The following is a 26,634-nucleotide window of genomic DNA, read 5'->3' on the forward strand; positions in this document are numbered from 1 at the left end:
GCGATGATCACGCGGCGCGAAAGTCCCTCACACAGGACACCAGGCGCACGCGGAAAAGGCCGCTCCGGTGGGGCGGCGAAATTCATGTTGGTGGGCCGCGTTACTCGCGCGCGCGGTCGATCCCGGTCTGCGCGGCCCGAACGCGCGGCGCAGCGGGCTGTCCCGGCTGGGCCGAAAGCGCGACAAGGCGCGTATTGCGAAGCCCCGGTTCGGGAAGACGGGCCAGCGCCACGGGCGCGCGCGGCGCCCGGGCCTGTCCGGTCTCGACCAGAAGCGCCACCTGCTGCGCGGAAGGCACCTGACCGGCGCGCGCCTGCGGCGCCTCGGCATGGGCGGCAAGGCCCGTCAGAAGGGCAAGCAGGGTCAATAGCAGGCGATTGGCCATGCCGGGGAGATAGTAACCCTCATCACCACTGTCCACTACCAAGCGCAATTGGTCCCAAATTTCGGCCGCTTCCTCGCCGATACTTGACCTTGCGGGGCCATGCGCTAGGCGCTTTTGCCATGAGTCATCCCGTCAGCCCGCTCGCCCAGCCCTTCCCCGAAGTGCCTGCCATTGCAGGCGTGACCCCGCATGTCGTGCGCGCGGGGTACAAGGACTGGGGGCGCTGCGACCTCACCTACGTGACCTTTACCGAGGGGACCGCGGTCGCCGGCGTGTTCACCAAGAACCTATGCTGTTCGTCCGAGGTCGAGATCGGCCGCGAGAACGTGAAGCGGGGCACCGCCCGCGCATTGGTGGTGAATGCAGGCAATTCCAACGCCTTCACCGGCTATCGCGGGCGCGAGGCGGTCGAGCAGATCATGGATCAGGTGGCCGGAAACCTGGGCTGCGCGCGCGAGGACGTGTTCGTCTCCTCGACCGGCGTGATCGGCGTGCCGCTCCCCAAGGACAAGGCGCGCGAGGGCGTTGAAAAGGCCTTCTCCGCCGCGCCGTGCACCTGGGAAGAGGCCGCCAACACCATCGCGACGACCGACACCTTCGCCAAGGGCGCGAGCGCCACGGCCATGATCGGCGACACCAAGGTCACGCTGGGCGCCATCATCAAGGGTTCGGGCATGATCGCGCCCGACATGGCCACGATGCTGGGCTACATCTTCACCGACGCCGCGGTGGAACCGGCCTTCCTGCAGGAATGCCTCTCGGCCGCGAACCTGCGCAGCTTCTCGTGCATCACGGTCGATTCCGACACCTCGACCAGCGACACCGTGCTCGCCTTTGCGACCGGCAAGGCGGGCAATGCGCCGCTCGTCACCGCGCAGAGCCCGGGCGCCGATGCCTTTGCCGCCGCCATCCAGGACGTGTGCCGCCAGCTTGCCCACCTCGTCGTGCGCGATGGCGAGGGTGCCAACAAGTTCATCGCCGTCTCGGTGACGGGCGCGGTTTCGGACGAGAGCGCGCGCAAGGTTGGCATGGCGATTGCCAACTCGCCACTGGTGAAGACCGCCATTGCGGGCGAGGACGCGAACTGGGGCCGCGTCGTCATGGCCGTGGGCAAGGCGGGCGAACCGGCCAACCGCGACACGCTCTCCATCGGCTTCGGCGGCACCTGGGCCGCAAAGGAAGGCCTGCCGCTGGCCGACTACGACGAGGCGCCGGTCGCCGCCCACCTCAAGGGCCAGGATGTCACCATCGAGGTGGACCTGGGCCTTGGCGAAGGCCAGGCGACGGTGTGGACCTGCGACCTCACGCACGGTTACATCTCGATCAACGCCGACTACCGCAGCTAAGGCACAGCGCCCCATGACCGAGCCTTTCTTCCGCATCTGGGGGCGGCCCGATTCGCACAACGTGAAGAAGGTCGTCTGGTTCGCGGCCGAACTGGGCCTCGCCTTCACACGCATCGACATGGGCGGCTCCTTCGGCTTTTCCGAGGAATACCTTGCGCAAAACCCCAACCGGCTGATCCCGACCATCGCGGACGGCAAGCTGACCTTGTGGGAATCGAACAGTATCGTGCGCTACATGGCCGCCGAATACGGTGGCCCGCGCTGGTACCTTGCCGATCCCATCGACCGTGCCCTCGCCGAGCGCTGGATGGACTGGCAGACCGGCTACGGCGCGGCGCAGAAGGACATGTACCTTGGCCTCGTGCGCACGCCCGAAGAGGCGCGCGACACCGCCGCGATTGCCGCCTCGAAAGCCACATGTGAGCGACTGCTGGCCGTGCTGGACGCGCAGCTTGCGACAACGCCGTGGCTCTCAGGCCATCAGATCGGCGTCGGTGACATCGCGATGGGCCCGTTCATCCACTCGTGGTTCACGCTCGCACCCGAAACCGCCGACCTGCCGCACGTCCATGCCTGGTACCAGCGCCTGCTGGAACGCCCGGCCTACCGAGAGCACGTCGCCCTCCCCCTCTCCTGAGCCAGACCCGAAAGGTCCCTCCCATGATCACCCCTGCCCTGACCCGCGCCGTCGAGACGGTGATGCGCGAAGCCTCGGACCGGGCCATCAAGGCGCGCTACCGCAAGCTCGAGCTCGACCAGATCATGGACAAGGGGGTGAACGATGTCGTCACCATCGCCGACCAAGAGAGCGAGGCGATCCTGACCGCGCGCCTCTCGCAGATCCTGCCCGAAGCCTGCGTCGTGGGCGAAGAGGCCGTCGCCGCCGATCCCACGGTAATGGAAAAGCTCAAGGACAACTTGTGCTGGATCGTCGATCCGCTCGACGGGACGATGAACTTCTCGCAGGGCAAAGCGCCTTTCGGCGTCCTCGTAGCGCTCGCCGACAAGGGTGAGACCATCGGCGGCTGGATACTCGACACGCTGACCGGACGCTTCTGCCACGCAAGTCTGGGCAAGGGCGCGCATATCGGCGACTACCGCATTAGCGCACGCACCAGCGGCGAAACGCCGCCCGTCGCGGCAATCTCGACGCTGTTCATGGAAGAGGGCACGCGCGAGAAATTCATGGCGCTGGCCGCGCCGCACTACACGCTCGTCGACATCCCGCGCTGCGCGGCCGAGCAGTACCCGCGCCTGGTGCTGGGCACCAACGATGTCTCGATGTTCAACCGCACGCTCCCCTGGGACCACGCGGCGGGCGTCCTGTTCCTCAACGAGGCAGGCGGCATGGCCGCACGCCCCGACGGCACCCCGTACCGCGTCGACGAATACGAGCGCCGCGATCTGGTCGGCGCGGCCTCGCCCGAATTGTGGGCGGACTTCGCCAAGCTTGCTCTCCAGATGCACTGAACCCCTCCCGCGCCAAGGCGTGGAAGGGGTCCGGTAAGGCCCTGTCGGGCGCTTGGAATCGGTGCGATCAGATCTCGCTTTCGATCCAGCCCTTGAGAGCGTTCTTGGGCGCGGCACCCAGCTTCTGGGCGACGGCTTCGCCGTTCTTGAACAGCACCATCAGCGGGATCGACTTCACGCCGATCTGGCCGGGCACTTCGGTGTTGGCCATGATGTCCATCTTGGCGATCTTGACCTTGCCGTCGAGCTCGTCCGAGATCTCTTCGAGAGCCGGGCCGATCATCTTGCACGGACCGCACCAGTCGGCCCAGAAATCGACGAGAACGGGCGTCTCGGACTTGAGGACGTCATCTTCGAAGCTGGAATCGGTTACGGCAATCGTGGGCATTGGGAGAACTCCTCGAAACGGTGTTTGATCGTCAATCTAGGGATGAAACCGCCGCTGGCAACGGCTGGGATCGAAAGCTTTACTGCGTTGCCGCCAAGGCGGGCTTGTGCGCCTCGAGCACATCGGCGGGCACCTCGATAAGCTGCGGGCTGGACGTGTAGAGGATCCCTACCTCCACATCGCGCCCCGGGAAGGTCTGTTCGAGTGCGGCGGCATAGGCCGCCATCTGGCGCAGAACCCCGCGCGGAACCTCGCCCAGCGAAGCGGGCGGACGGCGCGAGGTCTTGTAGTCGACCAGCCGCACCCGGTCGGGCCCGATCACAAGCCGGTCAATCGTGCCCGCCACCACCTGTCCGCCGACGATGGCGGCCACCGGCACTTCGGCAAGGCTGTCCGGCCCGAAGATCTCGGCCCACGCAGGATTGGCCACCACGTCAAGCGCATCGGCCAGGATCGCACTGCGCATCTCTGTCGGCAGGTCTTTCGCGTTGCGCTTGAGCCAGCGTTCGGCCTCGGCCTCACGCAGTTCAGGCGCGAGCGCGGGCAGGCGCTCCAGAAGTGCGTGGAGCACCGTGCCGCGCCGCGCGGCCTGCTGCCCGGCGCCCGGCGGAAACGGCGGATCGGGCGCATCCTCCTCGCCCAGCGCCGAGGGCGCGAGCGGGCGCGGCGGGCGCGGTTCGGCGGCTGGAACACGCCCGGTCCACTCGGGCAGAGGCGCACGCAGGGGAAGCTCGGCCGGTGCCGCGCGCATAGGCACGAAGGGACCCAACGAACCTTGCGTGAAGGCCCCGCCCCAGATCGCGTCGACCTCTTCCTCCTGCTCTTCGAACAGCGTGCGCAGCTGCGCGTACCAGCTCTTGGAGGCAGGCTGGCCCTTGTCGCGCGGGCCCAGCGCGCCGCCCACGAAGAGCGCTTCCTCGGCGCGGGTCATGGCGACGTAGAGGAGGCGCCAGTGCTCCTGCTCGTCCGCCTCGCGCGCCTGCGCGATTTCTTCGGCGACCGGGCCCACCTTCTCCGCCTTGGAGAGCGGGGGGAACGGGATCCGCCGGTTCTTGTCGCGCGGATCGGGCAACGAAACCCCGCTTTCGCGTGCGCTTTCGGGATTGCCGGTGGCGTCGGCCAGAATCACGATGGGCGCCTGCAGGCCCTTGGAGCCATGCACGGTCATCACGCGCACCTGCCCGCCTGCGTTGTCCGCCTCGCGCTTCAGCTCGCCATCGCCTGCCTCGAACCAGGCGAGGAAACCCGCAAGGCTGGGCGTATCGGTGACGGCATAGGCGCGCGCGGCGTTGACCAGCTCATCGATGGGATCGCCCGCCTCGCTGCCCAGCCGCGCGATCAGCTTGCGCCGCGCCCTCCAAGGGCCAACGAGCAGCCACTGCAAGAGCGCATGGGGCGGTTCGTAATCGGCCAGCGCAAGCAGTTCGCCCAGCTGGAGCAACGTGCGTCCGACCTCGGCGTCCGAAGAGGCGCGCAGGTGGTCCCACAAGCGCACGTGCTTGTCGCGGTAACCATGGGCAAGCAGCTGTTCCTGGCTCCAGCCGACGAGCGGAGATACGAGCAGGCTCGCCAGGTTCAGGTCGTCGAGCGGCTGGGCTGCAAAGCGCAGCGCCGCGACCAGATCCTTGACCGCCAGCGGCGCGCCCAGACGCAGACGGTCGACACCGGCCACGTCCACGCCCGCGGCATGAAGGCGTGCGACAATGAGCCCAGCCAGCTCCTTGCGCTGGCGCACCAGCACCATGATGTCGCCGGCCGTCGCACGGCGGACCTTGCCCTTGGAAAGCGTGAAGCCATCGCCATGCGGGTCGAGCCACTCGCGCACCTGCTGCGCGATGCGGTCGGCCATCTGGCGGTTGGGGCCGGAGAGCCAGGTCTCCTCGCCTTCGTCCCCCTCGCCCGGATCCTCCGGTGCCTCTTCCTCTTCGCCCGTGTCGAAACCGACCGGACGCCACAGCGCGACGTAGCCCGGGCGCTCCTCGCCCTGGTGGCGCTGCGCAGCCCGGTCGAGGCCGAAGCGTTCATGGCCGATCCCGGCAATCGCCTGATCGACGAAATCGAGGACGGGCTGCGCTGTCCGGAAACTGCGTTCGAGGCCCAGTTCCTGCATCTCGCGCGGTTCGTATTCGGCGCGCAGCTGCGCGGCATTGCGCGCGGCGGCGCGCATCAGGTTGCGCACGCGCCCCGCGGCCTTGCGGAAGTTTTCGGGGCTGGTGCCCTGGAAGCGGAAGATCGCCTGCTTGTAGTCGCCCACGACGAAGAGCGTGCGCAGCCGGTCCTCGTGCTGGCCCGCGCCCGCCCAGAACTCCTCGGCCATCGCGAAAATGATGTCCCACTGCTGCTCGTTCGTATCCTGCGCCTCATCGACAAGGATGTGATCGAACTGGCGGTCGAGCTTGTAGCGGATCCAGTCGGCCTGGGCCTTGTCCTTCAGAAGCGAGGCGGCGCGGCGGATCTGATCGTCGAAGTCGATCAGGCCCTCGCGGCTCTTCGCCTCGTCCCAGGCAATCGCAAAGGCGCGGCCCAGACGCAGCGACGGGACCAGATGATCGACAAGGTCGAGCATCGCGCGCAAGGTGCGCACGCCCTCGATCCCCGCCACCACGCGCGCGGCATAGTCGGGATAGGAAGGCTCGATCTTGTCCTGCGACTTGCTGGCCTTGGGCTCGCCCTTCTGGGTGAGGAAGGCCTTGGCCATCTCGTCGATGGAGGCCGCGCGCTGGGTCGGGTTGCCCAGCAGCCACTCGCTGATGCGGTCGACCGCCTCAAGGCCGGTCTTGGTGTTCCACTCGTGGTTCACCTCCATGCAGCGACGCAGCGAAGCCACGTCGAAACGCGCGTCCGAGCACAGCTCGGCCAGCATGTCGGCGTCGGCCTGCGGGGGAAGGTCGAGGAGGCGCAGGACATGTGCGCGCATGTCGCCCGCCTGCCAGCTTCCGGGCCCAAACCAGACCTCGCGCGCGCCTGCGCAGCGCAGCAGGAAGCCGACCACGGCATCGGGACCATGGCGCAGCGACAGCGCCGAGATCGCATCGAGCAGCTGCGGATCGCCGAGCGGGTCCTCCTCGGCTTCGACCAGGAGATCGGCGAGAACCTGCTTGGCGAGCAACGTACGTTCGCGGTCCTCCATCGGGCGGCTGCCCGGAATGAGGTCCGCTTCCAGCGGGAAGGTCGCAAGCAACCACTGCGAGAAGGCGTGGATGGTGTCGATACGAAGCCCGCCGCCCGGGCAATCGAGCACGGCGGCAAAGAGCGTGCGCGCGCGCGCCATCGTCGCGCCATCGGTCGGCGCGCCGATGGCTTCGAGGCGCGGGAAAAGCTCGACATCCTCCATGCGGACCCATTCGGCGAGCGTGCCGTTGATGCGCGCGGCCATCTCGGTTGCGCCCGCCTTGGTGAAGGTCAGGCACAGGATCTGCGAGGGGGAGATCCCCGGCTGGAGCAGCAGGCGCAGCACGCGCGAGGAGAGCACCTGCGTCTTGCCCGTCCCCGCCGAGGCCGAAAGCCAGACGGTGTCGAGCGGGTTCACCGCGGGCATCTGGTTGCCGTGCAGCGGGTAGACCTTGGCCGGACCGCTCATGGGGTGTCCTCCTTCCGGGCGGGCTTGCCCAGCCCCGTGATCCATTCGTCGAGGCGCATCAGCTGGTCGTAATCGGAATAGAGATCGAGGTCGGGGTTGAGGCGCGCGGTGAAGGGCTCGTTGCCCAGAATCCAGCGGCTGAGCGCATCGTCGAGGTACTCGCGCGTGCGGTCGAGGAACTCTTCGCGCACGAGCCCCGACTTCTTGCGGCCCTCGCGCACCGGCTCGTTCATGTAGCCGATCGAGCCGTCCTTGGCCTTGGCCATCGACCAGTATTCAAAGCCCGTAACCTCTCCGGCGACGCCTTCGAAGCCTCCCGCCTCTACGATGAGACCGGTGACGCCAAGCTGGAGCGCAAAGCCCTCTTCGACGCGCGTGCCCGAGGGCGGCTGGCCGGTCTTGTAATCGACCACCGCAATGGTGCCATCGGCCTTGCGGTCGAGCCGGTCGGTGCGACCCAGGATCGTGACGTCGCGGTAGTCCATGCGGCCCCACTTCTCCACGCCCAGAACCTCGCGGCCTTCTTCCTTGCCCGCAAGGACAAGGCCCTCGAACGTCTCCAGCGCGGCCGACAGGCGCGGCCACCACAAGGCGCGCATCAGCGGGTGGGCGCTCTCATCGTCGAGCACCTTTTGCGCAATGGCGTGGAGGCCCTCCTTTGGTTCGCCCGCCTCGTGCCACTTCTGCATGATGAGGTGCGCGATCTCGCCGCGCCAGGCCGCGCTCGGCTCGGCATCGAGGCTGTCGAGGCTGCGCAGCTTGAGGACCGCGCTGGCGTAGAACTGGTAGGGATCGCCGCGCAGGCGGTCGAGCCCCGTGACCGAGACGGCGACCCGACGCTGCTCGGCGCTGGGCATGGGCTGCGGGCGCGGATGGGGCGCGGCGCGCGGCGCGTCGTCGATAAGGCGGGCGAGGCGCGGGATCTCACGCTCCAGATGACGCCCGACCTGATCGCCCAGCATCGCCTTCACGCGCAGGACGAAGCGCGAGGGGATGACGGGACCGCCCTCATCGCGCTGCGCCCAGCTCAGCACCACCTCGGGTGCGCCCAGTGCAGCGGCAAGGTCGTGCGCGGCAAGACCGATGCGGAAATCCGCGCCCGGCACGCCCAGAGCGCGCAAGACAGCTGGCGGCAGGAGCGAATCCTGCGACGGACTGGCAGGCCAGACACCCTCGGTGAGGCCCCCGCAGATGACGAGATCGGCGCGGCTCATACGCGCTTCGAGAAGACCGTAGATCGACACGCGCGGATGCCCGCCCCAGGGCGGTCGCACCGAGGTACGGTCCATCGCGTCGCGCAGCACCGCGTGGATATCGCGCGCATCGACAAGCGTGCCCGCTGCCGAAGCTCCGGCGCGCAGTTCCTCGATGAAGGCGCTGAGCGCGCGGCCATCCGCGCCGGTCCACAGGTTCTCACCGCACAGCGCCTCGGCCGCTTCGGTGAGGACACCCAGCGCCTTTTCAAGCGGTTCGGCGGCGTAGAGTTCGAACAGGGGCGCAAGGCAGGCCTCGACCTTCTCCCACCATGTGCCGAGCCGGTTTTCCTTGGCGAGCGCAGCCAGAGGGGCGAGCCCGGCGGCCGGACGCGGCCCGCGCAGCGCCAAATCGAGACGGCGCGCGGATTCGAGCCAGCGCGCACGGCCCTCCCCGCTCCCCGCAAACGGATGCGTGAGGAGTGCGATGAGCGGAACCGGAGCGCCCTGTTCGGCCAGAACTTCGGCCAGCAGCAGGAAGAGACGGCCCGCCGCCGTCTGCGGCAGGGGCTGGCCTGCGGTGTCATCGGCCGTGATCCCCCAGCGCTGAAGATGCGAGACAACGCGCGCGGCAAGGCCGCGGTCGGGTGTCACCAGCGCGACGCGGCGCTCTGGGGTTTCCAGCGCCACGCGGATAAGGAGCGCGATGGCCTGCGCTTCCTCGCCGGGATGGACGCTCTCCATCAGCCGCACGTCGGAAAGACGGCGCTTGTCGGCGGGCAGGCTCACCCAGGCTGCCGAGGCCCGCGGCGGCAGGAAGAGGTTGGAAATCGCCGCCTTGCGCTCGGGCGGCGAGGCCGCCATCCCCGAACGGTGCCAGGGTCGCACGTCCGTGCGCGACAGGCCCATGCGGTTGAGCAGGAGCTTCAGGTGATACTGGGGGTGCGTGACCGCATCGTGGCGCCCAAACGGCGGGTCCTCGGGCTCGGCGGGCTTGCCGGCGCTGCCCAGTTCCTCCCAGACCTCCGCATCGAGGCCGAGGTCAAGATCGGGCAGGATCACCGCGCCATCGCGCAGTTCGCTCACCACCCGCAGGAGGCGGGCAAGTGCAGGCGAGGCGCTGGTGACACCGGCCGCGACGATGGGGAATTCGGGCGGGTTCGCCGCCCAGCTCTCGGCGGCGTGGGCGAAGAGACGGTTGCGCCGCTCGGGCGCGTCGATCTCGCCGCGCCCTGCCAGTTCCGCGATCCAGAACTGCTGGACCTTGAGGAAGCTGCGGGTGTTGTCCTCCCAGTGCTTCGAGAGGTCACCAACGATGGCCACGACCTCGTCGGAGAGAAGGTCGATCGGCGCAATGCCTTCGACCAGAAGCCGATCCATGGTGCTGCCAAGTTCGAACGCACGGCGCAAAAGCGCAGGCCCCTTGCCCGCCGCATCGCCTTCGACATGGCGCAGGTAATGGGCAAGACGCAGCCAGCGGCGCGTGGGATCGCAGGCGGGCGGAATGTCCGCCGCGCCCAGGGGATCGAGCAAGGGCCCAAGCGCCTCGTCAAGATCAAGATCGCCCACCACCGCCATGCGCGGCAGCAGCATGCCCGTGGGCGCGCGCGCACCATCGGCGGTCTCGGCGCCCATGCCCTGCTCGCCCGCATAGCGCACGAAAGCCTCGGTCACCGTACGTACGGTGCGTCGGCTGGGGAGCAGCAGGGTCAGGCGCGCAAGGCCCAGATCCGCATCGGCGTAGCGCGGCACGAGACCTGCCACGAGCGCATCGGCAAACCCGCGGTGGGCGGCAATCGAAAAGACACTGGGCGAAGGCTCGTCCCCCGCCGCAAACAGATCAGGCACCAAGGAGATACTCTTCGGTCGGCTTGATCGCGCCGGGCTCGCCCACCTCGAACCACTCGCCCTGATGCGAAATGCCGAACAGGCGGCCTTCCTCGATGGCGCGGCTCCACAGGATATTGGTCGAGAACGGGCCTTCAGGCGCCTCGCGCAGGAGGCGCTTCGAAACGATCTGGATGCCGGTGTAGATGAAGGGCGCGACACGGCCCGGCTTGCGGCGCGAAACGCGGCCCTCGGCGTCGAGGTGGAAGTCGCCCTCGCCCCGGTAATTGCGCGCGCGGGCGTGCGGCACCATCAGGAGCAGCGCGTCCATCCGCTCCGGGTCCCAGCCGTTCGAAAGGTCGGCAAAGACGTTCTCGGGGCCATCGAGCCAGATGTTGTCGCTGTTGAGGCAGAAGAAGGGATCGGGCAGCGTGTCGGCCGCATGGACCATGCCCCCGCCCGTTTCCAGAAGCTGCGCGCGTTCATCGGAAATGACCGTCTTCGGGCCTGCCTTGCGCACCTCCAGATGCCCTTCCAGGGCATCGGCCATATAGTGCACGTTGACCACGGCCTGCGCGATACCCGCCGCCTCGAGCTTGTCGAGCGCGTGGTCGATCAGCGCCTTGTGTGCCACGCGCACGAGCGGCTTGGGCTGGGTCGCGGTGAGCGGACGCATCCGCTTGCCCAGGCCTGCGGCCAGGATCATCGCGGTATCGCTGGCAAGGGGGGCGCGGCTCACAGCGCGAAGCTCCCGCCCTTGGCCTGGCGCAATTCGGCCGGGATGTTGGCGGCGAACCACTCCGCCACGGGGGCGAGCGCGGGGTGCGCGAGATCGCGTTCGAGATGCGCCCATACGCGCGGGATCATGTCGAGGTAGCGCGGCTTCCCATCGCGCTTCCACAGGCGCACGAAAATGCCCACGATCTTGGCATTCCGCTGGGCGCCAAGGCGCGCGTAGTCGGCCAGGAGCACCTCCGGATCACAGCCCGTCGCGCGCACGTAATGCGCGATCATCGCCTGCTCGACTTCGGGCGAGACGTCGCGGCGCGCGTCCTGCAAGAGCGAGACGAGGTCGTAGGCCCGGTGCCCGACCAGCGCGTCCTGGAAGTCCAGCAGGCCCTGCTTTTCCAGCGAGCCCAGGAGCATGATGTTCTCGGCGTGGTAATCGCGCAGCACCGCGACGCCCGGACGCTGACGCGGCAGGAGATCGGCCAGTACCGTCTCCCAGGCCTTGGCGTAGCCTTCGACATCGACGTAGAGCTTTTGCGCGGGCACGTACCATTCGGTAAAGAGCTTCGCCTCGCGCAGGTATTCGCTCAGCGTGTAGTCGTTGAACGGGCCGCCCGGGAGGTCATGGAGCTGGACCAGCGCGTCGACCGCGCCGGTGTAGATCGCCATTTCGTCGCCCGGCCACTCATCGAGGTAATCGCGCACGCGTGCATCGCCGAAGTCCTCCAGCAGCACGAAACCCTGTGTGGCGTCCTCGGCCAGGATGCGCGGGGGACGCAGGCCATTGTCATCAAGCCAGCGCGCGGCGCGCAGGAAGGGCACCGGATCCTCGTTGGGCGGCGGCGCGTGCATCAGCATGGCCGAGGCGTCCTCACCCCGGCGCAGGCGGAAATAGCGGCGGAACGAGGCATCGCCGGGCAGCGGCTCCACGCGCGCGTCCCCCCAGCCAGCCTTGGCCACAAACGAATCGAGCCCTTCAGGGCCTGTCACACCAGCGTCTGTCATTTCGGCATCCGCCCTAGCCAATCCGCCCCACCCCGGGCAATGGCGATGCGCCCGGCATCCGCAACTTCGAGCGCAAGCGTGAGGCAAGCCGGCTCATGTTCAAAGCCACCGGCGTGATCGGGCCACTCGGCGATGAGCGCCGCGCCCTCGCGGTATTCTTCCAGACCGATCTCGTAAGCCTCGTCAGGATGTTCGAGGCGGTAGAAGTCGGCGTGGACCAGCGGCAGGCGTACACCCGTGCCGTCCGGCCCCGGCTCGTAGACCTCGATGATCGCGAAGCTGGGTGAGGGAACCTCGCCTTCGTGGCCGAGGCCCGCGACAATGGCGCGCGCAAGGGTGGTCTTGCCCGCGCCAAGTCCGCCTTCGAGCGCGACGACGTCGCCGGGACGTAGCGCCTCGGCAATCGTCCTGCCCAGCCGTTCCATGGCGGCAAGGTCGGGAAGTTCGAGTGTCGTTGTCATGGCAGCTCCACGAGGGCCTGGGTGCCCTGGCCAGGTTCGGATTGCAGAGTAAGCGTTCCGCCGTGCGCCTCGATCAGCTGGCGGGCGAGCGGCAGGCCGAGGCCCTGCCGGCGCTCCACGCTCTTGCCGTCCGCGCTTACCTTCATCCCATCGAGCGCGCGGGCGAGCGTGCGCCCGTCCATGCCTGCGCCCTTGTCCTCGACCTGGATACGCACGACGTCGGCACCTGCCGCATTTCTCTTGCGTGTGGCCTGCAAAAGGATGCGCCCACCCTTGGGCGAAGCGCCGATGGCGTTATCGAGCAGCGCGCCGACAGCCCGGGCAAGGCGCTTGCGGTCCGCCTCGATCGGGCGCAGCAGGCCATCTGCGCGCAGGTCGAGCGTGAGCTCCATGGCGTCGAGCCGCCCCACCCTCTCCTCGGCCACCTGACGCAGGAACGGCATGAGATCGAGCGGCTCCTTGCGCAGCGGCAACATGCCCGCCTCGCTCTGCGAGAGGTCGAGCAGGCTCTCGATATGTTCGCCCAACTGCGTGACGGAAGCCAGGATCGCCGCGAGGTATTCCTTGCCGCTGTCGTTGAGGTCTCCGCCGATGCCCGCGTCCAGCATCTCGGCAAAGCCGCCGATGGTGGTGAGCGGGGTGCGCAACTCATAGCTCATGCTCGCCAGGAAGCGCGTCTTGATCGCGTCGGCCTCGACGAGCGCGGCGTTGCTCTCGCGCAGGGCATCCTCGGCCTTTTGCGAATCGGTGATGTCGAGGACGGCCAGAAGCCCGTTTCCGTCCGGCAGCGGAACGCCCGCGAATTCGAGGATACGCCCGTCGGAAAGCGCGATACGCCCGCCCTTCTGCGTCCGATCAAGCGTGGAGGCGCGCACCACGTTGCCCACCTTCTCCGCTTCGGCACCGCGGCGAAGGCGCGGCGCGATCTTCTTGAGCAAGGTCTCGACGTGCGGGTGGGTGTCGAGGAAATCGCTCTCCAACCCCCAGTCGTTGGCAAAGCGCCGGTTCCAGATCTGCATGCGGCCATCGGGCGCAAACACGGCGATGGATTCGAACAGGCTGTCGACGATGGCCGTGCGCGTGCGCAGCAGCGTGTCCCGCATGGCCGAGAGGCGCAGCTGCTCGGTACGATCCTCGGCGATGAGGAGCAGCCCTCCATCGGGGAGCGGCTGCGCGACAATGCGCATGTAGGTGCCATCAGGCAGGGTCCAGGCTTCCTCACGGGTGGCGTCGGAGAGGAACCAGGCCGTCTTCTCGCGGCGCCAGGCCGGAAAGTCGCGCACTTCGGGCACACGCCCGGCATCGCGCGCGGCATCGAGCAGACGCTCGAACGCCGGTGGATCGTGCTCGGCGCTGGCAGGCAGGTTGAACACCCGCTGGAAAGGCTGGTTAGCAAAGGACAAGCGGCGCTGGCGGTCGAACTGGGCGACACCGGCCGAAAGCTGATCAAGCAGCGCACGCTGCGCATCGCGGAACGCCCGGAACGAGCGCGAGAGCTCTTCCATATCCTCGATATCAACCGCATAGCCCGCCACGCCCTCGCCGCCGAGTGGGAGGTCGGAGACGCGCAGCGCCCGGCGCTCGCCGTCGATGGTGGTGGAGACCACGCGCTCGACCGGCACGTTGCGCTCGGCCGCCTGCAGCGCGACATCGCCCGGCGTAAAGCCTTCGACCGTCTCGATCAGTTCGATCCCTGCGTTGACGACCTGTTCCGCGCTCTGGCCGCCCACGGCGTCGACATAGGCGCGGTTGACGAGTTGCAGCGCGCCATCGGGACGACGGAACCACATGGGCATCGGCGCAGCCTCGATCAGCGAGACGAGCGCACTGAAATCACCGCGCGCACGGGCCGCCTCTTCGCGCAAGCGGCTGAGTTCGCTCTCGCTTTCGGAAAAGTCGAAGACCCAGACCAGCGCCGCGCCGCCGGGCGAAACCTGCGGATCGGCCAGGTGCCCACGCAAGGCCAGGCTGCGCGAGGAATTGCGCGGCGTCGCGGCCAGACGAAAGGGCGAGGCCGTCTTCTGGGTGCGGCGCACCGCTTCGGCCAGTTCGGTCAGCTTGTCGGCGGGCAGCCCCCGCTCGCCGGTGTCGAGTTCGGTCAGGTACTGCGGCACGGAATCGAGCCCGAGCCACTGCGCCAGCCGGGGCGAGGCTTCGATCCGGCCGTCCGAGCGGACCAGCAAGGGCAGCGCGGGGCTCTCCTCGATCATCCGGGCAAGCCGGCGGGCCGAGCGAAGCTGCATTTCGGCACGCTTCTGGCGGCGCCGCGCAACGAGGATCGCCCAGGCCGCCGCCAGCGTCCAGGCCGCGAGCAGAATGCCGATCACGAGGGGCAGAAAACGATCAGTCTCCATCACCCTTGGCTATGGTGCGCACGGCGCGCAAAGACAATGCCCTCTCCGCCCGGCCACCTCAAAACTGTGCCGGATAACGAAAAAGGGGCCGCGCCTTCGCGCAGCCCCTTCATCCTGCAAAACGGTTGGGCAGACTGGCTGCCCGTCCGAAATCAGTAGCGGTAGTGGTCGGGCTTGAACGGGCCTTCCACCGGCACGCCGATGTAGTCGGCCTGGCGCTGCGAAAGCTCGGTCAGCTTGACGCCCAGCTTCTTGAGGTGAAGCGCGGCGACCTTCTCGTCGAGGACCTTGGGAAGAACGTAGACGTCGTTCTTGTAGTTTTCCGACTTGGTGAAGAGTTCGATCTGCGCCAGCGTCTGGTTGGTGAAGCTGGCCGACATCACGAAGCTGGGGTGACCGGTGGCGCAGCCCAGGTTCACCAGGCGGCCCTGTGCGAGGATCAGCAGCTGCTTGCCGTCGGGCAGCGTGACGAGGTCGGTGCCGGGCTTGATTTCCTTCCACTCGTAGTTGTCGAGCGCGGAAATCTGGATCTCGCTGTCGAAGTGGCCGATGTTGCAGACAATGGCCTTGTCCTTCATGCCCTTCATGTGCTCGCCGGTGATGACACCTTCGTTGCCGGTCGCGGTCACGAAGATCTCGGCGCGGGTCACGGCCTCTTCCATGGTGACGACCTCGAAGCCTTCCATCGCGGCCTGGAGCGCGCAGATGGGATCGACTTCGGTGACGAGAACGCGGGCGCCGCCGTTGCGCAGCGACTGGGCCGAGCCCTTGCCGACATCGCCGAAGCCGGCAACGCAGGCGACCTTGCCCGAGAGCATGACGTCGGTGGCGCGGCGGATCGCGTCGACCAGCGATTCACGGCAACCGTAGAGGTTGTCGAACTTCGACTTGGTAACCGAGTCGTTCACGTTGATCGCCGGGAACGGGAGCTTGCCCTGCTTGGCGATGTGGTAGAGGCGGTGCACGCCGGTGGTGGTCTCTTCCGAAACGCCCTTGATGGCCTGGACCGACTTGGTCAGGTAGCCCGGCTTTTCCTTGAGGAACTTCTTGAGCGAGCGGACGAATTCGATTTCCTCGGCGTTGCTCGGCTCGAACAGGTCTTCACCCGCTTCGACGCGTGCGCCCCACAGCGCGAACATGGTGGCATCGCCGCCATCGTCGAGGATCATGTTGGCGGTGTCATCGCCCCAGTCGAAGATCTTGCCGACGTAGTCCCAGTAGTCGGACAGGCTCTCGCCCTTGATGGCGTAGACGGGGATGCCCTGCGCGGCGATCGCGGCCGCGGCGTGGTCCTGGGTTGAGAAGATGTTGCAGGTCGCCCAGCGCACTTCGGCACCCAGCGCGACCAGCGTCTCGATGAGAACGGCGGTCTGGATCGTCATGTGCAGCGAGCCGGTGATGCGCGCACCCTTGAGCGGCTGCTGTGCACCATATTCCTCGCGCAGGGCCATCAGGCCCGGCATTTCGGTCTCGGCGATCGCGATTTCGGCGCGGCCGTAATCGGCGAGCGACATGTCGGCGATGGCGTAGTCGTGAACGGCGGTATCAGCTGTGGCCACGAGGGAACTCCTGGGGAATGATCGTGTGAATGATGTCGACGCCCGAAAGCGCCGGCGGTTGGTGAGGGATTAAAGGACCCCCGGCCAAAACGCAAACCGAATATAAAGACATCTTTATATCCACCCTGAATGCACCACCACTCAGCGCCACCATGACCGCGCGGGACCACCGCGCAGGGCCACCTTGCAAAGACGCATCATTCCGGACCTCGCGAGCGGCTCAGCGCTATCCCGGAAAAATGCACGCTCGCTTTCGAGCGCCATCCGCACGGGCCCGGAGTTTCCCGATTTCAGAACCGCATGGGCATTGCAGGGCGCCCTGCCCGGCCTATATCGGGGACGCGAAACCGCACACCCATGCCAAGAAGGATGAACGCATGACCATCGCCGTAGGTGACAAACTTCCCGACGTGAAGCTGATGAAGGCGGGCGAGAGCGGCCCCGAGCCGGTCCAGAGCGCCGACTACTTCGCGGGCAAGAAGGTCGCGCTCTTCTCGGTCCCGGGCGCCTTCACCCCGACCTGTTCGGCCAAGCACCTTCCCGGCTTCGTCGACAAGGCGGCCGAGCTCAAGGCCAAGGGCATCGACGAGATCGCCTGCACCGCCGTCAACGACGCCTTCGTGATGGGCGCCTGGGGCAAGGCCGCCGGTTCGTCCGACGTCACGATGCTGGCCGACGGCAACGGCGACCTCGTCAAGGCGCTGGACCTGACCATGGACGGCTCGGGCTTCGGCATGGGCACGCGCGGCCAGCGCTTCTCGATGGTCGTGAACGACGGCGTGGTCGAGCAGCTCAACGTCGAGGCCCCGGGCACCTTCGAGGTAAGCGCGGCGGAATACATGCTCGGCAAGCTCTGAGCACGGATCCTGTCCGAAACGAAAAAGGGGCGGCGTACCTATGGTGCGCCGCCCCTTTTTCGTTCGTTGATGGCGTCTGGTGAAGGATCAGTAGCCCATCAGGCTAAGCACTTCCTTGCGGCTGCGCTCATCTTCCAGGAACGTGCCCATCATGCGGCTGGTGATCATGCCCACGCCCGGCGTGCGCACGCCGCGACCGGTCATGCAGCCGTGCTGGGCCTCGATCACCACGGCCACGCCGTGGGGCTTGAGGTGATTCCAGATGCACTGCGCGACTTCCGCAGTCAGACGCTCCTGGATCTGCAGGCGGCGCGCATATCCATGCAGCACGCGCGCGAGCTTCGAGATGCCAACCACGTGGTCGCGCGGCAGGTAGGCGATGGCCGCCTTGCCCTGGATCGGCGCCATGTGGTGTTCGCAGTGCGACTGGAACGGAATGTCCTTGAGCAGGACGACCTCATCGTAGCCGCCCACTTCCTCGAAGACACGGGACAGGTGGATCGAAGGATCTTCCTGGTAACCCTGGCAATATTCCAGCCAGGCGCGCGCCACGCGCTTGGGCGTGTCGAGCAGCCCCTCGCGGGTCGGGTCATCGCCCGCCCAGCCGATCAGGGTGCGAATGGCCTCCTGGACGTGCTCCGGCACATCGGGCTTGCCGAGCGGATTGTCCATGTCCGGCTCGTCCAGACAGCTCATCTGCGCCTTCTCCTTTTCCATCTTTCTTTCAGGCGCACCCGCATTAGAGCCCCTTTCCGGCGAAACAACCCGCGACGTTCGATCGGCTCGAACATTTCGTCAGGACGTTCCGGGTCAAGGAGCGCACTGTCTCCCAGCTTCTTCTCGGCATCGGAGAGCTCTTTCAGGGGCAGAGGAACCAGTCGGCGCCCCTGATTTCCGCGCGCCTCGTTCAGGCCATCGATCGTCGCGCGCATCGAGCCGGTTTCCTTCAGGCGGCGCGCCGCCTCGTCCATGTCGAGCGCGCAGTGCTCGGCGATCAGGCGTTGGCGCACCTTGCAGATGGTTTGCGCCAGTTCGGGCCGTCCCGCGTTGGCGGGCCGATCCAGGTCGAGGAAAACATCGCACTCGCTGTCGAGCCCCATCGAACGGTTGTTCATGTTGGCCGAACCGATGCGCAGGATACGGTCATCGATGATCGTCAGCTTGGCATGGACGTAGATCGGCGTCCCGTCGCTCGCGACCGGATAGTAGAGCTGGAAGCGTCCGGCGTGATCGGCCTCGCGCACGATCTCAAGAAGCCGCGTTCGTGCCGTATCCATCGCCACCTGCTCCAGCCAGCCATCGGCGGTGAAGGGATTGACGATGATGATCTCAGGCGGATCGTCTTCCATGAGACGCTCGCAGATGGCCTCGGCGATAACGCGCGAGGCGAAGTACTGCGTCTCGGCATAGATGAAGTGCCGGGCGGAGCGGATCTGCTCCACGAACAGAGCCTCGATCTCGCTGACCTGCGGGCAGTCGCCATATTTCGCGCGCGTACGCGCGATGCCCAGTTCGACGTCGCGAAATTCACCGTGCAGGCTTTCCGGCCAGGGACTTTCCTCCTGCGCCTTGCAGGGTTCGAGCGGCTTGCCGCCCGCCACGTCCCAGCGGTCGCGCCCCAATTCGCCAAGCGCGCCGGCAATCTCGCCTTCCATCATCATCGTGATGTCATGCCAGGGCGCGTAAAGGCGCCCGGTCGGACGGCGACGGCGGGTGTCGTGGGGCAGGTGCTCGCTCGTGTCCCAGCGGTCCGTCGTCATGTCGATGCCGCCACACACCGCAAAGACATCGTCGAGGACGACGATCTTCTGATGGTGGCTGCAACCCAGCGGATGCGCGGCATCGAACTTGAAGTCGATCTGGTCACGCCGCGCCCAGCGCAGCAGATCGACCAGCATGGTCCCCCGGAACAGCGACTTGAAGAGCGCGAAATTCCACTTGAGGATGCGCACTTCCAGGTCCGGGTTGTGGTCCACCAACCACAGGATGAAAGAGCCCAGACGCGCCGGAAAACGGTGCTTGCGCCCCTTTTGCCACCACCGGCGCCCATCGGAGAGCAGGATCCGCGAATCGAAGTCCCAACCGATCAGGAAGACCCGCTGGCGCGCCGCCTCCATGGCCTCGCGCACGAGCTTGAAATAATCGTCCGCATCGATGACAACGTGTGCCTTGCGCGCCATGGCGTAGCGCCACACCGAGGGGCCGGAGACCTCCTCCAGGTCCGTTCCAAGGCCCGTGTGATCCTCCTCGTCCATTGCGATGTCCATATCCTGCTGCGCCCGAATGCTGATCCCTAAAGTGCCGACATACCGGAATGTTCCCCCCTGCAAAGGGGATCCGGGCCCTTCCCTTACGATAATTGTGCACCGCAGCATACTGCAGTGCGGATACCACCTGCGCGCACATTGGAGACGCCCCCTGCGCCACGCGCGGTTTCAAGGTCATGGCCTGCAGAGAGCCAGGACCTGGAACAGCGAGCCGTGAAAAAGTGTCATTTTAGCGGTTGATCTGGAGCCGTTCAGCGGTCATCCATTAGCGGTGTGCAACATATGCACCACCTTTGGTCGCCCATTCGCAGTGCAGCACGTTGTTGCCCGGCGCGGCCTCGCGCGGTTCGTAATTCGGACGGCGTTCGTTGTCCGGACAACTTGAGCCGGACCCAAATGCACGGCCCTGCGTTATCCCGGGGCAACCCTCCGTGAAGTCGAGCCCAACTGGCCTCGTGGAGCAAACAAGGAGTACACCATGAAGAATTCGCTCATCGCCGCCGCGATCCTCGCTGCGGGCCTGGCTCCCGCCGCCGCCGTGGCGCAGGACGCTGCGGCTCCCGCAGCCGAGACGGTCGCCCCGACGGTGGGCGCCAAGGTCTTCGATCCCGAGGGGAACGAAGTCGGCGCCGTTGAAGCCGTTGCGGGTGACGTGGTTACCGTGAACACGGGCGTGGCCCGTGCCGGCCTTCCCACCAAGGCCTTCGCCATGCGCGAAAAGGGCCTGACGATCGGCATGACCAAGGCGCAGCTCGAATCCGCCGTCATGGGTGCCAAGGCCGAATCCGGCCAGGCCAAGGAAGCCGCCATGGTCGTCGATGCCCCGATCAAGAGCAGCGACGGCCAGGTGCTCGGCACCATCGCCAAGCTCGAGGGTGAGGACGTGACCATGGAACTCGCCAACGGCGATGGCGCGACCGCGCTGTTCAAGAAGGCCAACATCGGCCTCATGCCCGACGGCTCGCTCGCCATCGGCATGACCGCGGCCGACTTCGCGCAGGCCATCGGTGGTTCGGCTCCGGCCGCGCCCGCCGAAGAAAGCCCCGCAGCCGAATAAGGTTCGCGGCTCCAGCCCCGGGCTGGAGGCTCACGGATGAACGGGGGGCCGGGATGGACAGACCATCCCGGCCCTTTTTGGTGGGTCCGTTCCGAAAAGTGCCCCACCGGCACGTTGCATAGTTTGCAACACCGACACCTGCGCGCGGAAATCCGGGGAAATACCTTGCGATTCATCGTAGGTTTGGAGCAAGAGGGCGCAGGAATTGTCCCGGCAACAACCTGCACGAGACCTGCAAGCCCCTTATAATCACGATTGGACCCGCGTTGACCTTCCCTGCGCGCATGAGACGCATTCTACAGGCTCTTCATAGCTTCGACTCATCGCTCGACCTTGCCCGCCGCCGCATTGCCACCGCCATCGGCGCGATCATCCTGGGGCTCATCGCCATTGCCTTTGCCTGGATGGGTGACAAGGCACAGGAACTGTTCACCCGCTTCCAGTCCGACAATATCTACCTGACCCTTGCGCTCACGCCTTGCGGCTTTGCCGCGATCGTGTGGTTCACCAACCGGGTGAGCCCGGCGGCGCGCGGATCGGGCATTCCGCAGGTCATGGCCGCGACCAAGAACCTCGACCTTGCCTACACCCGCCTCCTCACGATCCCCACCGCGGTCGTGAAGCTGCTGCTGACCGTCGGCGTTCTGCTCGTGGGCGGCTCGGTCGGGCGTGAAGGACCCACCGTCCAGATCGCGGCGGCCATCATGGTCGCCTGCCACAAGGTGATGCGCGTGCCGATGACCGCAGGCGTGCTCATCGCAGGCGGCGCGGCCGGTGTCGCGGCGGCATTCAACACGCCGCTGGCCGGTGTCGCCTTCGCCATCGAGGAGCTTGCCTCCGCGTTCGAGCAGCGCGTCGCCGTCCTCGTCATGGGCGCGGTGGTCATCGCCGGTCTCGTCTCGCTCGGCATCGCAGGCGACTATGTCTACTTCGGCGTCATGCATGAGACGCTGGAACTGACCTCGGTGCTCCTCATCACGCCGGTCGCCGGAATCCTGGGCGGCATTGCCGGTGGCCTCTTTGCCCGCATCATGCTCTCCTTCGCGCGCAGCGGGCACCCGGTCTTCCAGGCCATCCGCAAGCGCCCGGTGGTCTCGGCCTTTGCCTGCGGCCTTGTTGTCGCCATCGTGGGCGTGGCCACCGGCGGCGCGACCTGGGGAACGGGCTACGAAACGACCAAGCTGATGATCGAGGGCGAATCCACGCCCTCGGGCTGGTTTGGCCCCGCCAAGTTCCTGGCGACTGCCGCAACGGCGGTCTCCGGAGCCCCGGGCGGCATCTTCGCCCCTTCCCTCTCCGTGGGCGCGGGTTTCGGTGAACTGCTCACGTTCGCGTTCCCCGACGACGCCATGCCTGCGGTCGTCCTCCTGGGCATGACCGGCTACTTCGTGGGCGTCGTGCGCGCCCCGCTGACGGCCGTCATCATCCTCATGGAGACCACCGCCAACCGGGGCATGATCCTGCCCCTCTTCCTGACCGCCATCATCGCCGATGCGGCCAGCAAGCTGGTGTGCCAGACCAAGCTCTACCACGGGCTCTCGCAGGGCTTCCTGCGCCAGGGAGAGGACAACCGCGAGCGGCAGGCCTGAGCGCCCGCCCTCGCCCCTCCCGGGCCCGGGAGGTTCTTCACGCGCGCAGACAACAAAAAAGCCGCACTCCCGAGGGATGCGGCTTTTTTGATGCGATCAACGCTGGGAAGTGAATGGCGCGCCCGGAACGATTCGAACGTCCGACCCTCAGATTCGTAGTCTGATGCTCTATCCAGCTGAGCTACGGGCGCGCATGCACTTTTGTTTCTCCATGTACTCCAACAAGCCATTCGGAGAAAATGGCGCGCCCGGAACGATTCGAACGTCCGACCCTCAGATTCGTAGTCTGATGCTCTATCCAGCTGAGCTACGGGCGCGTTGGAGAGGCGCCTCTAGAAAAGGAATCGGAGTCGGTCAACACCTATCTGCATATTTTTCTGAAAAATCGTGTTTCAGCCAAATCTTAAGGGCATCGGCCAGCGGGTAATCAAGCGGCGGCATGGCCAATTCACCAAGGCTTTGAGCCGCATACCATTGCGCCTGGCCGCCCTCCTGCGAGACCGGAGCCCCCTCCCAGGCGCGTGCAGCATAAAGAAGCAGGACAAGCGCCCTGCGCCCGGATGCCGCACTTGCAGCCCCTCCCGCGTTCTCTGCGCCCAGAAGGCCGCTGGAGAACCCCACAGACACAAGAGATGCCGGATCAAGCCTTACGGCCAGCTCCTCGTGCATCTCGCGCACAGCGGCTTCCTCGGCGCTCTCACCGGGATCCACCTTACCGCCCGGAAACTCCCAGAGGCCCGCGTGCATCGTTCCCTCAGGGCGTTGCTGCATGAGGACCTGCCCCTGCGCATCGACCAGCGCCACGGCGACCACCACGAGCGGTGTCAGATTTTTTTCCACTTTCCCGCCTTCATTTAATGAATCCTTAAGCTCAATCCGCAAATTTCGACGTCATTCCAATCATCACGAGGTCTGAGGCCGCGATGCTCCCCCTGACCAGAATGCAATCCCTGCTTCGCGACGCCCAGGGCGCGAGTGCAATCGAATACGGGTTGATCATGGGCCTCATTACCCTTGTCATCGTGGTGGCCATGCAGAGCGTCGCCGACGAGACCATCGGCATGTGGGGCAACGTCAACGACAAGACCTCCGAAGCCATCTCATCATCGGGCTAGGTCTCTGCAGACTTAAACATTTTTCAACTATTCCAACCTACCAATCAACACGTTCGGCAAGCCTGAGACAAAGTGAGGCCGCGCCGGACCGGGTACACAAGACTGCTTTACATCAGGAGACAATTCATGAAGTTCCTCACCAAGCTGCGTCGCAACGAAGAAGGTGCCACCGCGATCGAATACGGTCTGATCGCTGCCCTCATCGCCGTTGCCGCGATCACCGCGATGACCAGCCTCGGCACCAACCTGAGCAACACCTTCAACACCACTTCGGACACGCTCGCCAACGCGAACTAATTCCGAAGGCTCCGGCCTTCCAGTTCGCCATTATTGGCGTAACTGGGAACAGAAGCGGGCGGCAGGACATCCTGCCGCCCGTTTTTGTGTATCGGCTGCACACATGTGTCGGCAGACTTTACAAGGAGCCGTCCGCAGCCCCGATCATCTGCGCCTTTCAAGCTTGTCGCCGAGCCAGGGGATGCCTCTCGTTGACCAGCGCGACGAGCCGTGCGCTGTCGACATGGGTGTAGATCTGGGTCGTGGCGATATCGGCGTGGCCCAGCAGCGTCTGGAGCACGCGCAGATCTGCCCCGCCCTCCAGAAGATGCGTCGCAAAGGCATGACGCAGGACATGCGGTGAAACCCTCGCCGGATCGAGATCGGCGCGAACAGCCAGGTCCCGCAACAGTTGAAAGAGGCGAATCCGGGTCAGATGCCCGGAACTTCCGCGTGAAGGAAACAGGAAACGCGACCCCGCCGCCTCCCCGCGCACCGCGAGCCAGCGCGAGAGAGCCGCGCGCGCACGTGTGCTGACGGGCACCATGCGCTGTTGCCCACCCTTGCCCTGAACATGCAGGAACGGCGTATCGCGGGGCACTCCGGCCAAAGGCAGCGCCACCAGCTCACTTGCGCGAAGCCCGGAGCCATAGAGCAGCTCCAGCAAGGCCAGCAGGCGAACGGGTCCGCTCTCGCCACTGTGCGCCTCGTCCTCCGCCTGCGCGAGAAAGCGCATCACATCCTCGCGCGAGAGCAGCCGCGGCAAGGGACGGCGCGTGCGTGGGCGCGGCAAGGCGGGCGAAGGATCGTCTTCGCGCAGCCCCTCATCGACGAGAAACCCGTAGAACTGACGCAGGGTCGAACACTTGCGCGCAAGGCTGGAGGCCGAGAGCGAGGCCCAATGCTCAGCCAGCGAGGCCAGCCCCTCTGCGTCCGCTCCGGCCAGGTCCCCCAGCGCCGAGCGCGCGCCCTCCAGGTCCCTGCGATACGCCGCAAGCGTGTTGGCGGCCGCACCGCGCTCGGCGGCCATCATCGTGAGGAACGCCTCGAGCGGATCCTCCCGCGGTGCCATCACGCCCCCACGCCGGTCGCGATCAGGTGCGCGCGACCGCCTCGGCCGCGATCATGCGCGCCTCGGCCTCAAGCCCGACTTCGCGCAGGGCCGACACAATGTGGTAGAGATAGCGCGGGGTCATCTGGCGCCAGTTGGCCCCCTGCATGCCAAAGCCTGCCAGGATCACCACACTCGCCCCATCACCGCGCGCAGCTGCCGCATCGATGGCCCGCGTCCAGCGCGTCTCGCCATCGAGAGCCAGGGACAGATCGTTCGAATAGCCCATCGCACGGCTGCGATCGATGCGGTTCAGCCCGGCCAGCCCGGCCACGAGGAACCCGGCCTTGCGTTTGCCAGCACTCGCGTCCTCGTCGATGAAGCTGTCGAGGCTTCCCGACGACGCGCTCTGGTTAGCCCCGGGCGCCGAGAGCACGATCAGTGCCCAGCCCTCGCTGCCACCTTCGACAACGGGCGCCCAGCGCGCCGCATTGGCATCGAAGCCGGCCGCCAGCATCGAGCCCAGCAGGGCCGGGGCTTCGGCGGCGACATCCTCGCTCGGCGCGATGCGCGCGGCAGCCGCGGCGGTCAGGACCCGCCCGCAATAGGCGCTGCCATCGTCGTCCAGTTCGCTCCACAACGTACGCATCGCCGCGATACGCGCCGCCGACGAGGGGAGCGCATAGGCATCGCGCAGGCTTTCCGCGCGGGCCTGCCAGGCGCTGCCCGTATCGGGATCGGCGTAAAGCTGCGCGTAGAGATCGACCAGCGCCGCGTTCGAAAGGATACCCGAGGCCCCTGCCCGCACCGAGGCCTTCGCACGGCGCTCCAGGCCCAGCATCGGCGCCAGGGCCGTCGCCGCATCGTAGCGTCCCTCGGTGGGGGCCATGAGCGATTCGGGCGGCGCGATGCCGACCCCGCGCGCCAGCGCATAGCGCCAGGGGGTGAGGTCCGCGACATTGTCCCACTCGATCGTGACCGCACGGCGCGCCTTGCCCGCCGCGCCCGCATAGCGCTGGGCCAGCAGAAGGTCGATGCGCGGCATTTCCTTGCGGGTCATGTCGCGATCGAGCCGGGAGAGCGCGGCGTTGCTGTTGCCGCGAAACGCATCGCAGATGGCGCCCGCCACGTTCCACTCGGCATCGCTGCGCATCGAGCCCTGCGTTGCCATGATCGGGCACAGGCCGGTCATGTCCGCCGTGCCGAGATAGACGTCGAGCACCTGCGCGCCGATCTCGGGCGTGTAATTCGCAATATCGATGTCCTGCAACAACGCGCGGGCGGCGTCATATTCGCCCATGCGCACCAGCAGGGCCACGCGCAGCGCCAGGAAATCCTGCGCGCTCATGCCCTCGGGCGCATCGAGGCGCGAAAGCAGCGCGCGGCGCAGCGCGATGTGCCCCCAGCGCGAAACCAGCGCGCCGCGATTGCCCGAAAGCGCCAGGCGCAGCAGCGCCGGATCGCCGCCCTGAAGCGAATCCGCGGCCAGACCGCCTTCGTCGGCATCGAACAGGCCCACGTGGGTCATCGCACGGCGCGCCTGCGGGGGCATGTCGAACTCGACCTTGCGCCCGATCAGCCCCTCGAAATCTTCCGGGGACATCTTGGCCAGTTCTTCGAGCGTAGGAAGGCGCTTCAAGGTGAGCCCGTCATCACTCCGGGGCGCATCATCTCCAGCCGCGGCCTGCTGCGGCAAGGGCTGGACGACCGCTCCCTGGCCAGGCTGCGGCGACGGCGCCGGACCGGGGCGCGTCGCGACCGCCGCTGGGCTTGGCGCGGCTCCTGGCGCGGACCGCGCTGCCGGACGCGCGCTCGTGCGCGGCGCAGGCGTCGGGCTTGGCGTGGCGGCCGGCTTGGGATCCTGGAACATCTTGGGAAGGAGCGACTCAGGCGAATCCTGCGCAACCGCCCAGGCCGACGTCAGGCTGAGCGCGGCGCCCGCAAGGAGATAGACCGCCCTCACGGCTGCAGCTCCGGCACGGCAACCGGCACGACCTGATCCTCGATCGGCATCTCGCCGGCATCGATCCAGGCGACGGCCAGAACCGCACCTGCGGCCAGAACGACAAGCCCCATAGCCAGAGCCAAACGCCCACGCATTCTAATCGTCACTCGCCTTCCTTCA

The 26,634-nt window shown here is 66.8% G+C and carries 23 protein-coding genes and 2 tRNA genes; 8 read left to right on the forward strand and 17 right to left on the reverse strand.

Going from position 1 to position 26,634, the window contains the following annotated elements; translation table 11 throughout:
• Positions 1 to 100 precede the first annotated feature (100 nt).
• Positions 101 to 421 (reverse strand): hypothetical protein, encoded by a 321-nt coding sequence (locus HT578_RS04190; protein ID WP_239026596.1) that lies wholly within the window; start codon positions 419 to 421, stop codon positions 101 to 103.
• A gap of 83 nt (positions 422 to 504) precedes the next feature.
• Here HT578_RS04190 and argJ point away from each other — a divergent pair, with 83 nt between their 5' ends.
• From argJ to HT578_RS04205, 3 genes are read left to right on the forward strand one after another with little or no spacing between them, the layout of a single operon-like run.
• On the forward strand, positions 505 to 1,731 hold the full coding sequence (gene argJ, locus HT578_RS04195) for a bifunctional glutamate N-acetyltransferase/amino-acid acetyltransferase ArgJ (RefSeq protein ID WP_213502292.1): 1,227 nt from the start codon (positions 505 to 507) through the stop codon (positions 1,729 to 1,731).
• A 13-nt stretch (positions 1,732 to 1,744) separates the two neighbouring features.
• Positions 1,745 to 2,368, forward strand: a complete 624-nt coding sequence (locus HT578_RS04200; protein ID WP_213502293.1) for a glutathione S-transferase family protein — start codon at positions 1,745 to 1,747, stop codon at positions 2,366 to 2,368.
• A 23-nt stretch (positions 2,369 to 2,391) separates the two neighbouring features.
• Complete coding sequence (locus HT578_RS04205) at positions 2,392 to 3,201, forward strand: inositol monophosphatase family protein (protein WP_213502294.1); 810 nt, start codon at positions 2,392 to 2,394, stop codon at positions 3,199 to 3,201.
• Positions 3,202 to 3,268: 67 nt separating this feature from the next.
• On the opposite strand, the gene trxA is transcribed toward HT578_RS04205, so the two are convergent.
• The 8 genes from trxA to ahcY form a co-directional block, all read right to left on the reverse strand.
• Positions 3,269 to 3,589 carry a thioredoxin gene (gene trxA / locus HT578_RS04210; RefSeq protein WP_039392795.1) on the reverse strand — a complete coding sequence of 107 codons (321 nt, stop codon included), beginning with the start codon at positions 3,587 to 3,589 and terminating at the stop codon, positions 3,269 to 3,271.
• Positions 3,590 to 3,668: 79 nt separating this feature from the next.
• Positions 3,669 to 7,169, reverse strand: coding sequence for a double-strand break repair helicase AddA (gene addA, locus HT578_RS04215; RefSeq protein ID WP_213502295.1), 3,501 nt, complete (start codon positions 7,167 to 7,169; stop codon positions 3,669 to 3,671).
• Entirely contained in the window at positions 7,166 to 10,210 is a 3,045-nt protein-coding gene (addB, locus tag HT578_RS04220; RefSeq protein ID WP_239026475.1) for a double-strand break repair protein AddB, read from the reverse strand. Before addB ends, addA begins: the two co-directional genes overlap by 4 nt.
• Entirely contained in the window at positions 10,203 to 10,928 is a 726-nt protein-coding gene (locus HT578_RS04225; RefSeq protein ID WP_039392793.1) for a nucleotidyltransferase family protein, read from the reverse strand. Before HT578_RS04225 ends, addB begins: the two co-directional genes overlap by 8 nt.
• Positions 10,925 to 11,923, reverse strand: a complete 999-nt coding sequence (locus HT578_RS04230) for an aminoglycoside phosphotransferase family protein (protein WP_213502296.1) — start codon at positions 11,921 to 11,923, stop codon at positions 10,925 to 10,927. Before HT578_RS04230 ends, HT578_RS04225 begins: the two co-directional genes overlap by 4 nt.
• Positions 11,920 to 12,384, reverse strand: a complete 465-nt coding sequence (gene tsaE / locus HT578_RS04235) for a tRNA (adenosine(37)-N6)-threonylcarbamoyltransferase complex ATPase subunit type 1 TsaE (RefSeq protein ID WP_213502297.1) — start codon at positions 12,382 to 12,384, stop codon at positions 11,920 to 11,922. Before tsaE ends, HT578_RS04230 begins: the two co-directional genes overlap by 4 nt.
• Positions 12,381 to 14,738, reverse strand: a complete 2,358-nt coding sequence (locus tag HT578_RS04240; RefSeq protein WP_213502298.1) for a sensor histidine kinase — start codon at positions 14,736 to 14,738, stop codon at positions 12,381 to 12,383. The genes tsaE and HT578_RS04240 overlap by 4 nt, the downstream gene beginning before the upstream one ends.
• A 152-nt stretch (positions 14,739 to 14,890) precedes the next feature.
• Positions 14,891 to 16,297, reverse strand: coding sequence for an adenosylhomocysteinase (ahcY, locus tag HT578_RS04245; RefSeq protein ID WP_039392789.1), 1,407 nt, complete (start codon positions 16,295 to 16,297; stop codon positions 14,891 to 14,893).
• A 377-nt stretch (positions 16,298 to 16,674) separates the two neighbouring features.
• Between ahcY and HT578_RS04250 the strand changes: the two genes are divergently transcribed.
• Positions 16,675 to 17,154, forward strand: a complete 480-nt coding sequence (locus HT578_RS04250; RefSeq protein WP_213502299.1) for a peroxiredoxin — start codon at positions 16,675 to 16,677, stop codon at positions 17,152 to 17,154.
• Between the two features lie 87 nt (positions 17,155 to 17,241).
• On the opposite strand, the gene folE is transcribed toward HT578_RS04250, so the two are convergent.
• Positions 17,242 to 17,850 carry a GTP cyclohydrolase I FolE gene (gene folE / locus HT578_RS04255; RefSeq protein ID WP_039395128.1) on the reverse strand — a complete coding sequence of 203 codons (609 nt, stop codon included), beginning with the start codon at positions 17,848 to 17,850 and terminating at the stop codon, positions 17,242 to 17,244.
• A complete protein-coding gene (locus HT578_RS04260; RefSeq protein ID WP_213502300.1) occupies positions 17,847 to 19,409 on the reverse strand; it encodes a phospholipase D-like domain-containing protein in 1,563 nt (520 codons plus the stop codon). The genes folE and HT578_RS04260 overlap by 4 nt, the downstream gene beginning before the upstream one ends.
• A gap of 490 nt (positions 19,410 to 19,899) precedes the next feature.
• Between HT578_RS04260 and HT578_RS04265 the strand changes: the two genes are divergently transcribed.
• Together HT578_RS04265 and HT578_RS04270 are read left to right on the forward strand one after the other, a co-directional pair.
• On the forward strand, positions 19,900 to 20,478 hold the full coding sequence (locus HT578_RS04265) for a hypothetical protein (RefSeq protein ID WP_213502301.1): 579 nt from the start codon (positions 19,900 to 19,902) through the stop codon (positions 20,476 to 20,478).
• Positions 20,479 to 20,762: 284 nt separating this feature from the next.
• On the forward strand, positions 20,763 to 22,067 hold the full coding sequence (locus tag HT578_RS04270) for a chloride channel protein (protein ID WP_213502302.1): 1,305 nt from the start codon (positions 20,763 to 20,765) through the stop codon (positions 22,065 to 22,067).
• 114 nt (positions 22,068 to 22,181) lie between these two features.
• On the opposite strand, the gene HT578_RS04275 is transcribed toward HT578_RS04270, so the two are convergent.
• The 3 genes from HT578_RS04275 to HT578_RS04285 all read right to left on the reverse strand — a co-directional run bounded on the left by HT578_RS04275 (position 22,182) and on the right by HT578_RS04285 (position 22,949).
• Positions 22,182 to 22,258, reverse strand: a tRNA-Arg gene (locus tag HT578_RS04275).
• A gap of 49 nt (positions 22,259 to 22,307) precedes the next feature.
• A tRNA-Arg gene (locus tag HT578_RS04280) sits at positions 22,308 to 22,384 on the reverse strand.
• Between the two features lie 37 nt (positions 22,385 to 22,421).
• A complete protein-coding gene (locus HT578_RS04285; RefSeq protein ID WP_338422164.1) occupies positions 22,422 to 22,949 on the reverse strand; it encodes an NUDIX domain-containing protein in 528 nt (175 codons plus the stop codon).
• A gap of 59 nt (positions 22,950 to 23,008) precedes the next feature.
• Between HT578_RS04285 and HT578_RS22125 the strand changes: the two genes are divergently transcribed.
• Positions 23,009 to 23,182: a Flp family type IVb pilin gene (locus HT578_RS22125; protein ID WP_255352667.1), complete on the forward strand. Its 174-nt coding sequence runs from the start codon at positions 23,009 to 23,011 to the stop codon at positions 23,180 to 23,182.
• A 126-nt stretch (positions 23,183 to 23,308) separates the two neighbouring features.
• Positions 23,309 to 23,479 carry a Flp family type IVb pilin gene (locus HT578_RS04295; RefSeq protein WP_084592196.1) on the forward strand — a complete coding sequence of 57 codons (171 nt, stop codon included), beginning with the start codon at positions 23,309 to 23,311 and terminating at the stop codon, positions 23,477 to 23,479.
• A 157-nt stretch (positions 23,480 to 23,636) separates the two neighbouring features.
• On the opposite strand, the gene HT578_RS04300 is transcribed toward HT578_RS04295, so the two are convergent.
• The 3 genes from HT578_RS04300 to HT578_RS04310 are packed head-to-tail and all read right to left on the reverse strand — an operon-like array spanning position 23,637 to position 26,621.
• Positions 23,637 to 24,530 (reverse strand): tyrosine recombinase, encoded by an 894-nt coding sequence (locus tag HT578_RS04300; RefSeq protein ID WP_213502303.1) that lies wholly within the window; start codon positions 24,528 to 24,530, stop codon positions 23,637 to 23,639.
• A 22-nt stretch (positions 24,531 to 24,552) separates the two neighbouring features.
• Positions 24,553 to 26,472 (reverse strand): hypothetical protein, encoded by a 1,920-nt coding sequence (locus HT578_RS04305; protein WP_213502304.1) that lies wholly within the window; start codon positions 26,470 to 26,472, stop codon positions 24,553 to 24,555.
• Positions 26,469 to 26,621: a hypothetical protein gene (locus HT578_RS04310; protein ID WP_159108079.1), complete on the reverse strand. Its 153-nt coding sequence runs from the start codon at positions 26,619 to 26,621 to the stop codon at positions 26,469 to 26,471. The genes HT578_RS04305 and HT578_RS04310 overlap by 4 nt, the downstream gene beginning before the upstream one ends.
• Positions 26,622 to 26,634: the final 13 nt, after the last annotated feature.

This window comes from Novosphingobium decolorationis (assembly GCF_018417475.1).
Lineage (GTDB): Bacteria > Pseudomonadota > Alphaproteobacteria > Sphingomonadales > Sphingomonadaceae > Novosphingobium > Novosphingobium decolorationis.

What these genes read in the sequence shown, in the direction of transcription:
- HT578_RS04300 (WP_213502303.1), bottom strand. Translation starts at nt 24,530, where the DNA reads ATGGCACCGCGGGAGGATCCGCTCGAGGCGTTCCTCACGATGATGGCC.
- addA (WP_213502295.1), bottom strand. Translation starts at nt 7,169, where the DNA reads ATGAGCGGTCCGGCCAAGGTCTACCCGCTGCACGGCAACCAGATGCCC.
- HT578_RS04265 (WP_213502301.1), top strand. Translation starts at nt 19,900, where the DNA reads ATGAAGAATTCGCTCATCGCCGCCGCGATCCTCGCTGCGGGCCTGGCT.
- HT578_RS04205 (WP_213502294.1), top strand. Translation starts at nt 2,392, where the DNA reads ATGATCACCCCTGCCCTGACCCGCGCCGTCGAGACGGTGATGCGCGAA.
- HT578_RS04260 (WP_213502300.1), bottom strand. Translation starts at nt 19,409, where the DNA reads ATGGACGAGGAGGATCACACGGGCCTTGGAACGGACCTGGAGGAGGTC.
- folE (WP_039395128.1), bottom strand. Translation starts at nt 17,850, where the DNA reads ATGAGCTGTCTGGACGAGCCGGACATGGACAATCCGCTCGGCAAGCCC.
- HT578_RS04250 (WP_213502299.1), top strand. Translation starts at nt 16,675, where the DNA reads ATGACCATCGCCGTAGGTGACAAACTTCCCGACGTGAAGCTGATGAAG.
- argJ (WP_213502292.1), top strand. Translation starts at nt 505, where the DNA reads ATGAGTCATCCCGTCAGCCCGCTCGCCCAGCCCTTCCCCGAAGTGCCT.
- HT578_RS04295 (WP_084592196.1), top strand. Translation starts at nt 23,309, where the DNA reads ATGAAGTTCCTCACCAAGCTGCGTCGCAACGAAGAAGGTGCCACCGCG.
- HT578_RS22125 (WP_255352667.1), top strand. Translation starts at nt 23,009, where the DNA reads ATGCAATCCCTGCTTCGCGACGCCCAGGGCGCGAGTGCAATCGAATAC.
- HT578_RS04230 (WP_213502296.1), bottom strand. Translation starts at nt 11,923, where the DNA reads ATGACAGACGCTGGTGTGACAGGCCCTGAAGGGCTCGATTCGTTTGTG.
- tsaE (WP_213502297.1), bottom strand. Translation starts at nt 12,384, where the DNA reads ATGACAACGACACTCGAACTTCCCGACCTTGCCGCCATGGAACGGCTG.
- HT578_RS04200 (WP_213502293.1), top strand. Translation starts at nt 1,745, where the DNA reads ATGACCGAGCCTTTCTTCCGCATCTGGGGGCGGCCCGATTCGCACAAC.
- HT578_RS04240 (WP_213502298.1), bottom strand. Translation starts at nt 14,738, where the DNA reads ATGGAGACTGATCGTTTTCTGCCCCTCGTGATCGGCATTCTGCTCGCG.
- HT578_RS04270 (WP_213502302.1), top strand. Translation starts at nt 20,763, where the DNA reads ATGAGACGCATTCTACAGGCTCTTCATAGCTTCGACTCATCGCTCGAC.
- trxA (WP_039392795.1), bottom strand. Translation starts at nt 3,589, where the DNA reads ATGCCCACGATTGCCGTAACCGATTCCAGCTTCGAAGATGACGTCCTC.